The sequence below is a fragment of the Micromonospora sp. DH14 genome (assembly GCF_029809455.1).
Taxonomy (GTDB): domain Bacteria; phylum Actinomycetota; class Actinomycetes; order Mycobacteriales; family Micromonosporaceae; genus Micromonospora; species Micromonospora parva.
Window position 1 is genome coordinate 64,719 of the sequence record NZ_JARVKT010000032.1, and the last position, 10,462, is coordinate 75,180.

12 protein-coding genes are annotated in these 10,462 nt (G+C 71.2%); 4 read left to right on the top strand and 8 right to left on the bottom strand.

Going from position 1 to position 10,462, the window contains the following annotated elements; genetic code table 11:
• Position 1: 1 nt before the first annotated feature.
• The 3 genes from QCZ28_RS28720 to QCZ28_RS28730 all read right to left on the bottom strand — a co-directional run bounded on the left by QCZ28_RS28720 (position 2) and on the right by QCZ28_RS28730 (position 3,330).
• Positions 2-661 carry a hypothetical protein gene (locus tag QCZ28_RS28720; protein WP_279519537.1) on the bottom strand — a complete coding sequence of 220 codons (660 nt, stop codon included), beginning with the start codon at positions 659-661 and terminating at the stop codon, positions 2-4.
• Positions 609-1,646 carry a hypothetical protein gene (locus QCZ28_RS28725; protein WP_279519538.1) on the bottom strand — a complete coding sequence of 346 codons (1,038 nt, stop codon included), beginning with the start codon at positions 1,644-1,646 and terminating at the stop codon, positions 609-611. Before QCZ28_RS28725 ends, QCZ28_RS28720 begins: the two co-directional genes overlap by 53 nt.
• Before the next feature lie 127 nt (positions 1,647-1,773).
• Positions 1,774-3,330, bottom strand: coding sequence for a S8 family serine peptidase (locus tag QCZ28_RS28730; RefSeq protein WP_279519539.1), 1,557 nt, complete (start codon positions 3,328-3,330; stop codon positions 1,774-1,776).
• Positions 3,331-3,547: 217 nt separating this feature from the next.
• On the opposite strand from QCZ28_RS28730, the gene QCZ28_RS28735 reads away from it, so the two are divergent.
• On the top strand, positions 3,548-4,147 hold the full coding sequence (locus tag QCZ28_RS28735) for a hypothetical protein (RefSeq protein WP_279519540.1): 600 nt from the start codon (positions 3,548-3,550) through the stop codon (positions 4,145-4,147).
• Here QCZ28_RS28735 and QCZ28_RS28740 read toward each other — a convergent pair.
• The 3 genes from QCZ28_RS28740 to QCZ28_RS28750 form a co-directional block, all read right to left on the bottom strand.
• On the bottom strand, positions 4,115-4,513 hold the full coding sequence (locus tag QCZ28_RS28740) for a hypothetical protein (protein WP_030331964.1): 399 nt from the start codon (positions 4,511-4,513) through the stop codon (positions 4,115-4,117). The genes QCZ28_RS28735 and QCZ28_RS28740 overlap by 33 nt on opposite strands.
• A 219-nt stretch (positions 4,514-4,732) precedes the next feature.
• The gene (locus QCZ28_RS28745; RefSeq protein WP_210861763.1) at positions 4,733-4,954 is read right to left on the bottom strand and encodes a DUF397 domain-containing protein; all 222 of its coding nucleotides are present in this window, start codon (positions 4,952-4,954) and stop codon (positions 4,733-4,735) included.
• A complete protein-coding gene (locus QCZ28_RS28750; RefSeq protein WP_030331961.1) occupies positions 4,924-5,805 on the bottom strand; it encodes a helix-turn-helix transcriptional regulator in 882 nt (293 codons plus the stop codon). The genes QCZ28_RS28745 and QCZ28_RS28750 overlap by 31 nt, the downstream gene beginning before the upstream one ends.
• A 627-nt stretch (positions 5,806-6,432) precedes the next feature.
• Here QCZ28_RS28750 and QCZ28_RS28755 point away from each other — a divergent pair.
• Together QCZ28_RS28755 and QCZ28_RS28760 are read left to right on the top strand one after the other, a co-directional pair.
• A complete protein-coding gene (locus QCZ28_RS28755; RefSeq protein WP_279519541.1) occupies positions 6,433-6,717 on the top strand; it encodes a hypothetical protein in 285 nt (94 codons plus the stop codon).
• 99 nt (positions 6,718-6,816) lie between these two features.
• Positions 6,817-7,278: a hypothetical protein gene (locus QCZ28_RS28760; RefSeq protein ID WP_279519542.1), complete on the top strand. Its 462-nt coding sequence runs from the start codon at positions 6,817-6,819 to the stop codon at positions 7,276-7,278.
• A 7-nt stretch (positions 7,279-7,285) separates the two neighbouring features.
• Here the strand turns inward: QCZ28_RS28760 and QCZ28_RS28765 are convergent, their stop codons facing one another.
• The gene (locus QCZ28_RS28765; RefSeq protein WP_279519543.1) at positions 7,286-7,972 is read right to left on the bottom strand and encodes a PASTA domain-containing protein; all 687 of its coding nucleotides are present in this window, start codon (positions 7,970-7,972) and stop codon (positions 7,286-7,288) included.
• A gap of 160 nt (positions 7,973-8,132) precedes the next feature.
• Positions 8,133-8,819, bottom strand: a complete 687-nt coding sequence (locus tag QCZ28_RS28770) for a PASTA domain-containing protein (protein WP_279519544.1) — start codon at positions 8,817-8,819, stop codon at positions 8,133-8,135.
• A 122-nt stretch (positions 8,820-8,941) separates the two neighbouring features.
• On the opposite strand from QCZ28_RS28770, the gene QCZ28_RS28775 reads away from it, so the two are divergent.
• The gene (locus QCZ28_RS28775; protein ID WP_279519545.1) at positions 8,942-10,339 is read left to right on the top strand and encodes a hypothetical protein; all 1,398 of its coding nucleotides are present in this window, start codon (positions 8,942-8,944) and stop codon (positions 10,337-10,339) included.
• Positions 10,340-10,462: the final 123 nt, after the last annotated feature.

The window sequence follows — 10,462 nt, forward strand, 5'->3', positions numbered from 1 at the left end:
CTCAGGCAAGAAGGGCTCGCACTCTGCCGGCCAGGCGGCGGGTTTCGTCAGGTGTGTGCTCGGTCCGGCGGCTCCGGCGCGGTGCCAGCCCGGGCCGGTCGACGATCAGGTTGACGAGGTCGGGTCGCCCGGTGCCGAGCACCAGCGTCACGACCGGTGCCGCAACGTGGTCGTCGGAGAGGTGGAAGGTGCCGGCGGGCAGCCGGTAGACCTCTCCGGTCCGTTCCGGCAGCATCGGCCTCCCGATGACGTCCACTCGCCGCCCGGTGGGGCGGATCTCGTCGTCCTGCGACGTGCTCCGCACCTCGTACAGCTCGTACCGACCGTCATCGTGCTCCCGTGCCGTGTGGAGCTGGTTGCCCAGCGACCCCACCGCGACGAAGCTCGTCAGGTCCCAGCTGTGCGCGTGGACGGCGTTGGCCGACGTGAACGGTGGCACGGCGCCCGGCAGCCAGGCGTGCACGCACAACCCGTCGAGTCCGTCCCGAAGCACGGGAAAGCAGACGAAGCCCAGCGGGTGATTGACTGACCCGCTCGACAGCCGGCCGGTGCAGAGCCCATCGATGATCGATCGGGTGAGGAGTCGCAACTCGTCCGGCGAGCCCTGGTCAAGCAACAGCGCCGCTGTCTCCAGCTCCTCGCGTGTACGGATCCCGATCATAGAGGGCCTTCTCCACAATTTTGGAAACGTCGGCGTCTGTGTATTCCTTCGGAAGCTGCAGATCGAGTGCGGCGAAAAGCCGGCGCACGTCCGCCGGCTCGGGCCGGACACCGAGCGGTACGCGGCGGGCCAATTCGAGCGGGACCTTCGGGCACTGTTCGAAGCTGGTCTGCAGTTCGGTACTCCAGCAATCGTAGTAGTACCGGCCACTGTCGATCACCATGGCCGGGAACCGGGGGCCTCGCTGGGTGATGACCAGGGATCGCGAGGAGAGATCCCAGCGGAACGTGGAAATGACCTTCGAGAGCCCGATCTCCATGCTGAGCGGTCCGTACATCTCCTTGTGCCAGCAGGCGGCGAGAATGGTCGCGTAGATTTCGCGCCGCGTACCGTCCCCGTCCCAGGCCTGCTCGCGTGCGCTCGGATCCTCGGACAGCGAGCGGTAGAGGCGCGCGTACTCCTCGCACAGGTCGATGTCACGCGGGTCGAGGATCTCCAGCCGGAAGGCCAGTGAGCGGCGGTCACGCCGGGCCTTGTCCACGCACTCGGGCAGGGTCACGATGCGGGTGAAGGTCCCGGTGCCACCCCGAAAACTCCACCGGTCGGTCCGGTGCCGTGCCTCAGCCAACGCCTCGGAGATGGCCGGCCCGGTGAGCACTCGCACGGTCGACACCTCATCGAGGGACCGTTGCGCCTGCACGACCAGCGAATTCAACGCATTGACCTGCTCCAACTGCGCGGCGACCTTCTGCAGGGTGACCGAGGACGCCCCCAGGGTCGCCTTGACGTCGCGGTCACTGGCATCGCGGCGCCAACGGTCGCGTAACAGCGCAAATGCGAAGACCGCCAGCGTCAGGGGGATCGCCTTGTTGACCAACTCGACCGAGACGACGTCGACGATGCCGAGCAGGCTCACCGTTATCGCCAGGGTCAGGGCAACGAGCGGCTCGATGTTCTCCTTCAACCACGACCAGTTCCGCGCCACGAAAACCGCCCCCGGGGCTGTGGATGGAGATTCATGGTAGACGAACTCCACCGTCCGGACAGGCCCCGTGGACCGGGACACGGGGCCCTCTCCGGCTGCCGGAGAGGGCCCCGCGCAACTGCTTCGGTCAGACGGTCAGGGTCCAGGTGTTGATGTAGCCGGTGTCGGCCGAGTAGGTGTCGCGCACCTGGAGTCGCCAGATGCCGTCGGCGGCCTCACCGGACACGTTGACCGTGTACGTGGCGTTGACGTTGTCCGCGCTGTCCGAGGAGCTGCTGTTCTTCAACCGGTACGAGCTGCCGTCCGGGGCGAGCAGGTCGATGACCAGGTCACCGCGGTAGGTGTGCACGATGTTCACCGCCACCGTGGAGGCCGAGGAAGCGTTGCGACCGCAGCCGGAGATGGTGATCGAGCTGGTCACCGCCGAGCCGGCGTCCGGGATCGACACGTCGGTGCCGTTGGTGCCGGTGCAGCCGGTGGGCGGTGGCGGGGTGCTGCCGGTGCCCACGTAGAGCAACAGGTTCGGCGAGCCGGAGCCGGGGTTGCCCACCACGTTCGGGGTCGCATTGGCCACGAGTTGGTTGCGGACCTGGGCCGGGGTCCAGCTCGGATTGGCGCTGGCCACCAGGGCCGCCGCTCCGACCACGTGCGGGGTGGCCATCGAGGTGCCGCTGATCGTGTTGGTGGCGGTGTTGCTGGTGTACCAGGCCGAGGTGATCGACGAGCCGGGCGCGAAGATGTCCAGGCAGGTACCGATGTTGGAGAACGACGACCGGGCGTCCGAGCTGGTCGTCGAGCCCACCGTGATGGCTTCCGTGGTGCGCGCCGGCGAGGTGTTGCAGGCGTTCGCGCCGCTGTCGTTGCCGGCCGCCAGACCGTACGTGACGCCCGAGGCGATCGAGTTGCGCACGGCGTTGTCCAGGGAACTGTTCGCGCCACCGCCGAGGCTCATGTTCGCCACGGCCGGCTTGATCGCGTTCGCGGTGACCCAGTCGACGCCGGCGATCACACCGGCGTTGGTGCCACTGCCGGAGCAGTTCAGCACCCGTACGCCGACGAGCTGGACGGCCTTGGCCACCCCGTACGCGGACCCGCCGACGGTGCCGGCGACGTGCGTGCCGTGCCCGTTGCAGTCGTCGGCCGACCCGCCGTCGACGGCGTCGTAGCCGGAGGTGGCCCGGCCACCGAAGTCGTTGTGGGAGAACCGGATGCCGGTGTCGATGATGTAGGCGTGCACGTTGCTCGCCGTGTTGGGGTAGGTGTAGGAGCTGTCCAACGGCAGGTTGCGCTGGTCGATCCGGTCCAGGCCCCAGGAGGGCGGGTTGGCCTGCGTGCCGGAGATCGAGACGGTGTGGTTCTGCTCGACGTACGCCACCGCCGGGTCGGCCGCGATCCGCGCCGCCGCGCTCGCGCTCACAGTGACCTCGAAGCCGCGCAGCGCCGCGCCGTAGGTGCGGGCCACAGTGCCGCCGTGGCGGCCGGAGAGCCGCTTCGCGGTGTCGCCGACCCGGTCCCGGGCCACGGCGCTGTCCTTGAGTACGACGATGTAGCTGTCCGGCACGGCGGTGGCTCCGCCGGCGGCCCGAACCACACCGACGGGTTCGGCGGCCAGGGCCGGGGTACCGACGGCCAGCACTGTCGCCGCGGCCACCCCGATCAGCACGGACCTTCGTGGAAGACCCATCTCCTACCTCCCTCTGACCGGCGGCGGAACGTGACCACCGGTCCCAACATCAATCGACAGTCGCCGATTTAGCTGAGGGTAGATCAGCAGCGGGGCAATTAAACATGTCGGAACGTCCATAACCTTCGAGTGATGACCCCCTACGGGCCCGGCGTCCGGGACGAACGGGGGACCGGCCCGGATTCGCCTCGCCGAGATTCGGGAAAGACTCTCGAACATGGAGAGTCAGCTCACCATCCTGCTCCCGGTCGCCGCCGTCTGGCTGGCCGCCGGCATCGTTGCCGACGGCCTGCCCCGGCTGCGCAACACCCGCGTGCTGCGCCGGCGTACCGGATGGTTGCTGGCGCTCACCCTCACCGGCGCGACGCTCACCGCGGCCGTGCTCGGCGGCGGCCTGTTCGGCGCGGGCGCCGCGCCGGTCGACCGGGCCGCCGCCGGGCTCACCCTCGCCGCCGGCCCGGCGCTCGTGGCGACGGTCTGCTCCGTACGACGGATCCGCCGGCTGCATGCCGGCGCCGGCGCGTTCGCCAGCGCCCCCGCCACCCCGGCGCCGCACGGGCTGCGCGCCGCGGCGGCCCACCCGCTGGTCGGGCTGCCACTACAGGTCACCGCCCTGGCCACCGTGCCGGCGTTGGTCGCGGCGGCCGGCACCGACCTCGGCGCCGACCCCGGGGTCACCGGACCGGCGATCACCGTCGGCGCGGTCGCGGTGATCGCCATCGGGGTCCGGCACGCGCTGCGGCACAACCGCCTCGCCGAGCGGGCCCGGCCGGCCGTCGCACGGTCAGCGCGGACGGCTGGCGCTCTGCACGTATAGCAACTCCAGGATCGACCTGGTCGCCTCGAACCAGCGATCCAGCCAGTCCTGCGAGGGCACGGTGCCCTTCGGCGGCAACTCCATCAGCAGGCCACGCAGCAACGGGTGGTCAGCCAGGGACTGGGGCGGCTCCACCGGCCAGCCGCTCGGGGGGAACGACGGCTCGATCAGCGGGTTCGGGTCCAGTGAGGGCAGCGAGAGCGGGGGATCCGTCGTCTCGGCGGCGCCCTCCCGCCCGGTCAACTCCTGGTCGGTCGAGACCACCTCGGTCAGAACCGTGTCCCGACGAGCGCCGCGGTACTTGCCACCGAACCGCTCCGGCTTCGCCGGGCCGTTGGTGAGATTCTCTGAACCGATCGTCGTCATCCGTCTCGCCTACTCGCTCGGTTGCGGGTCGGTGCGGCGGGTCGTCGACCAGCGCCGTACCGACCGGTTCAACGAGACGGGGGCGCTGTGGCGACGGGAATCCCGACGGAACCTCGCCGGCCACCGTCGGGACGCGCGACCGTCCGCCGCACCTGTCGGGGACGGACACGGTGAAGTCCCCGTCCGGCGAACCGGACGGGGACTTCACTGACCACTCGGTCAGACCACGCCGAACACACCACCGCGGGTGCCGGCGACGAAGGCGTGCCAGTCGCCCGGCGCGAAGACCAGGGCGGGGCCCGCCTTGTCCTTCGAGTCCCGCACTCCGACCGCCCCCGTCACGTACGCCACCTCCACGCAGTTGTCACAGTTCGGCCCGCTCTTCGAGCTCTTGAACCACGCTGCCTGCGTCAGGTCCACCGGGAACCCTTTGGTCGCCATTTCCACAACGGCTCCTCTGCCAGTTTTGCGATGTGTGCGACGGACTCCTCCGGACGTATGGCCGCAGCGCGGATGTGATCGAAGATGAAGCTGTACTTCTGTAGTTCGTCGCTCTTCTCGAGGAAGAGCCCACCCGTGGCGTTCTCCGCGTACACAACATCCGGATCACCGGGCTCAGGGAAGCTGAGGATCGTGAACGTGCCGTCCATGCCGGCGTGCGCACCCACCTCGAAGGGCAGGATCTGCAGCGTCACGTTCGGCAACTCGGCCACCTCGACCAACCGTCTGAGTTGGCCGCGCATCACCTCGTCCCCGCCCACCGGCCGACTTACCACCGCCTCATCGAGCACCACCCACAGATCGACCGGATCGTCCTGGGTCAATAACGACTGACGGCCCAGACGGACACGCACTCTCTGGTGCACCTGATCGGCGGTGAAGTCCGGACGAGCGGCGCGGATCATGGCCCCGGCGTACTCCTCGGTCTCCAGAAGGCCCGGAACGACCTGCTGTTCGTACGCCCGGATCGAACTCGCCGCCGCCTCCAGCCCGACGTACGCGCCGACGAGCACCGTGCTGTACGGATGCCACCAGCCCTTCTGGCGGGCCTCCCGGGCGATCTGCACCAGCTCATCGCTCTCGGCGCCGACCACGCCGTAGATCCGCAGCATGTCCCGCACGTCGCGAGGGGTGGCCGTGGTGTGCCCGGTCTCGATCCGGGAGACCTTCGACGCCGAGCACTCCAACTGTTCGGCGACCACCTCAATGGTGATTCCGGCGGACTCCCGCTGGCGGCGCAGCTCGGCCCCGAGCCGCCGCCGTCTGATGGTGGGACTGCGCCGCTCACTCATCGCGCAACCCGTGACTCACTGGTCCCCGCCGCTGGCTGCTCGACCCCACTCGGGCTACCTCCGGTAACGCGCCACTGGGTGACACCCGCCGGGGGCGCGATCGTCGACCGGCGAGCGTTCGCGACGGAGGGGAGTGGTGCCGGTCCTCGGCCGGCCGCGACGGGCGAAACCGGCCCTCAGTGTGCCGCCCGGACGCGGATGGCTTCAATAGGCCTTTCGCGCGACACGCTCACGTATCGGCAAAAGTCGACGTGCAACTTGCATGAAGCACGTCCCTGATGCACTCTGTCCGTATGGCACGGATCACTCAGCGTCCCCGTTCGGTCCCTCGGAGTGGTGACCCCACCGATCCGCGGGCGCCGAGCCCGACGCGGGTCCGGCCGACGACAACGAGACCTGCTCCGGGGTAATGACCCCGCCGCTGCAAGCCGGCAAGCTGCGGCGGCGGGCGCGGTTCCCGGAAGCAACCGGGTGGTGGTCGGGTGGCGGCACGTCACCAGCGGGGTACGGCCCGACCACCGCCATCCGCACCACCGGTTCACGAGGCACGACCCCGTCACCGGCCGAGACGTCCCCCGTTCAGGCACCGCCGGCGCAGCCGCCGGCCGATCCTCCCCAGGAGCCCATGTGCTTCCCCGCACCGGTGACGTACTGCACGTGACTCGCGCGGCGAGTGTCCAGTTCCTCAGGCCGATCAAGTTCCGGGTGATCCGGGTGCTCGACTGGCCGACCTATGACGGCTGGCTCTGGCTCGACGGCTACGAGTTGAACGCGGCGGGTGACGCGGTCACCCGACGGTCGATCTTCGTCCAGCGGGAAGGGCTGCAGCAGCTGCAGGCCGCCCCCGAACCCCGTCCGCACACCGTGCGGACCCGCCGCCCGGTCGCGCGCACCCCGGTCCGGGTGGGCTGACCGAGCAGATCCGCCGCCGGTGGGCGTGCCGTCGCCATAGAATCAGGTACGCCCACCCCGGCACCGTTCCACCCGCTCGTCCAGGACCCTGACCCTGGGATGGTCATGGTCAATCAGCCCGCCCTGCGGCGGCACCACCGCTCCCGTATCGCCTATGCCATCGGACTCCTCGCCCTCTTCGGGGCGATGGCGACACTCCTGGTCCTCGTCCGCGACCCGGCGATGTCGTCCACCCGGCTGACCACACCGGTGCCCGCACCGGAGATCACCGTGCTCGACTCCGACCCGCCCACTGACGACGGTCAGTGGGTCGACGAGGAACCGGCTTGGATCGACACCCACGCGCCGGCCGACCACTACGGCGGTGCGGACCCGACCGGGCCGGTAGCCGGCCTGGGTGCCGGCGGCCAGTCCGACAACCGTCAGGAACTCACCGAAGCAGCTCCGGCCGGACACGGCGCCGAAGAGATCCGCCGCTCGCTGTTCTGGTCCGGCATCTTCGGCCTGGCCATCTCGCTGGCCGGCATCGGCCTCGTCGGCACCCGCCGCCGGATGTGGTGACAAGCGATCACGGCGTACTCGTCACAGTGGGGCTGGGTGTGGTCGGGGTCGTCCCGCTCGGAGGCTCGGCCTGCGAGACGATCAACAACACCTCATCGTCGGTCGACACCGACTCACCCGCCCCCGGCTCGGTGCCCACCACCGTCCCCGCCGGCAGCTCCGACGGGCGGAACACCACCCGGTAGGCCAGGCCGAGCCGATCCAACAGCCCCTCGGCGGTGGCCTGCGGCAGACCGGTGAGCGGCGGCACCGGCACCTCGTCCGGCGCGTCCGTGGTGGCCGGGCTGCTCGGGGACTCGCTGGTGGGCGCCGCCGAGGTGGGAGCCGCACTGGTCGCAGGGGCGCTGGTGGCACTGGCCGGCGGCACCGACGGGGTGGACCCCGGATCGTCCCGGTCGTCATCCTGCGGGGAGCGCACCAACCAGAGCGCGCCCCCGATCAGGCCGGCGAGCAGCAGCGCCAGGACGCCCCAGAGGATCGGCAACCACCACCGCCGACCACCCTGCTCCTCGACGTACCACTCTCCGGCGGAGTCATCAGGTCGGGGCGAGCGCACCTCCGCCCGCCCGGACCACGGCGGAGGGATCGGCGCAGTCTGGTCGGCCGGCGGGCCCGGCCGGTCAGCGTCGGCGGGCAGGGGACGGGTCGGGTCGTCGCCCTCACCGACGGGAGGCTCCTGGCGGTCGTCGCTCATCGCACGTCCCTTCCCGAACCCGGACGGGCGTCACGGCCCTCGACCGCCAACCTAGTCGCCCACGCCGCCATCGGCGGGGATCAGCGTGCCGAGCCGCGCCGGCTGTCGACGGGGCAGAGCGGCGGGCACCCGCCGGGAAGCGGGACCCGCCGGCCAGGCGTCAGGGCGTGGGTTTCGTGGTCGGCTGCTCGACGGAGTCCGCGCCACACCAGATGCTGACCTGGTCGTTCCACCGGGCCGAGCCGTCCTCGGTGGGCTCCTGCCGGTTGACCTTCCCGCTGCGTCCGGTGACGTAGCGCGGGTACAGGCCCTCGTCGACCAACTCGTCGGCGGCGTCCGCGCAGCTGTCGCCGACCACGTCCGGCACCTCGGCGGCCGGCGCCGGCCCGGCGACCTGTAGTTGCACTGTCGTCCCCCGGGCAACCTCGGTGCCCACCTCTGGTGTGGTGCTCTCGACCGTACGACCGACGCCGCCACCGAAGACCAACCGCCAACCCAACCGCTGCTTGCGCAACGTCTCCCGGGCCTGCTCGAAGTCGGCGCCGATCACCGGCGGCACGGTCAGACCGGCACCCTTGGTCGCGGTGGCGGAGGTCTGCACCGCCGACGGTGTCGGCCGTCCGGTGCTCGGTCGCGGTGCGGTGGTCCGGCCGGTCGGCGCACCAGACGTGGTCGCAACGGCCAGCGGATCACCGGAGGGTGTCTCGTCCTCGCCGGCCAGCAACCAGCCACCTGTCGCACCGATCGCGGCGAGCAGCACCGCCGCCAACCCACCACCGAGCACGACGCTGGCCCGGCCCGCACCGCCACCGGCGGCATTCTGCCCACCCGGGTTCGTGTCCGTCATAACGCCCACCGCCTCATCACCGGCGACCGTACCGCCCGCCGCCCAATCCGCCGCGCCGGCGTCCCACACCGGCGGGTCGTTGCGACTCGCCGCGCCGACGACGGGACGTTACGCTGCCCGGCATGGCCAGACAGGGCTGGGGAGTGTCGATCGCGACGGCGATCGGGGTCGCTGCCGGCGCGGGTGCCGCACAACTGGGCTTCGGCTACGGGCTCGGCGTCATCACCTGGACGCCCACCGATGCCGCTGCCACCGACACCGCCTGGGCGGACGGGCTCGCCTGGGCGACCTGGCTCGCCGCCAGCTCGACGGTCCTCGGCGCGGTCTGCGCGCAGCGGCTCCACCAACGCACCGCCCCGGCGAAGACCGCGATCTCTGCGCAGACCGCTACCGACGATGCGGACCGCCACGACGGCACGCCGCCCGGTGACCGAGCGCCGGAAGACGAGCCTCCGGTCGACGCGCGTCCACCGACAACCGGGGCCGCCCCGGCCGGGGTGACGAGCACACCACCGCCGCTGGCCGAGTCGCCGGAGCACGACCGCGGGGGCCTGCTGCGGCGGGTGGCCCTGGCGCTCGGTGCCGGGTTGGGCGGGCTGGTCACGGTGCTGTTGATCGCCGTACCCGCGCGGGTCGCGACCGGCGCGGACACCGGCGCACCGCAGCGGACGGCCGCCGTTCAGGCGACGCTGGGAATCCTGATCGGCGTCCTCGTCGCGATCTGGGCGCTGCGCTCCCGAGCCGCCGCCGCCAACGTGACCGCGACGGCAGCCTGGCTCTGGCTGCTCGCGGTGATCTCGGTGATCGACGGGGTACGCGTCGGACGAGGGCTGACCGGCGCGCAACTCGGCACCTGGCAGTTCGACCCGGACCACGCCCGGTACTGGATCGGGGGGCAGCTCTACTGGCCGGGCGCCCTGCTGGCCCTGGTGCCCGCGCTGCTGATCGGGGTGCTGGCCGCCCGACGGTCGGCCCGCTCGGGTGGGCACCGGGTGGGTGCGGCGGCCTCCGGCGCGGCCGGTCCGATGCTCGTCGCGCTCGCCTACCTGACCACCCTGCCGCACTGGTCCACGCTCGGCCCCGCGCAGCTCTCCACCCAACTGATCGCCCCGTACGCGGTGATCGCCGGTATCGGCGGCTCGGTGTTGGCCGCCCGCCTCGGCGAGCGGGCCGAGCGAAACCACCCGACCGAGCGGCGCCATCCGGCCGAGCAGAGTCCGGCCGAGCGGAATCCGGCAGCTCAGGGCACGCTGGCCGACCCGGCAGTGGTCACCAACACCGGTCCCGCCCCGGCGACCTCCGGGTCGACGGCCGGAACCGCTGCCCGGCGCAGGAAGCCCGACACCTCAACGCAGACGCCCGGCGCAGGCTCGCTGCCCGGCGAGGCGACCGCCGTACCGCAGGTCCCCGCCCCACGAACCAACCCGGACCACACCGACCCGGCCCGCCCCACCGAAGCAGCAGCCCCGACCGCCAGCCCCCGCCGCCCCCGACCACCCCGCCGCCAACCCCCCAACTAACAGTGAGGATGTACGAGAGAGTCCTCCCGGTCCGGTCTGACCCGCCCTCTAACTGACTTCGGGTCTTGAACGGGATCTGTCGGCCGTGGCCGGGAGGACTGCTCGTGCACTCACCTGACGTGG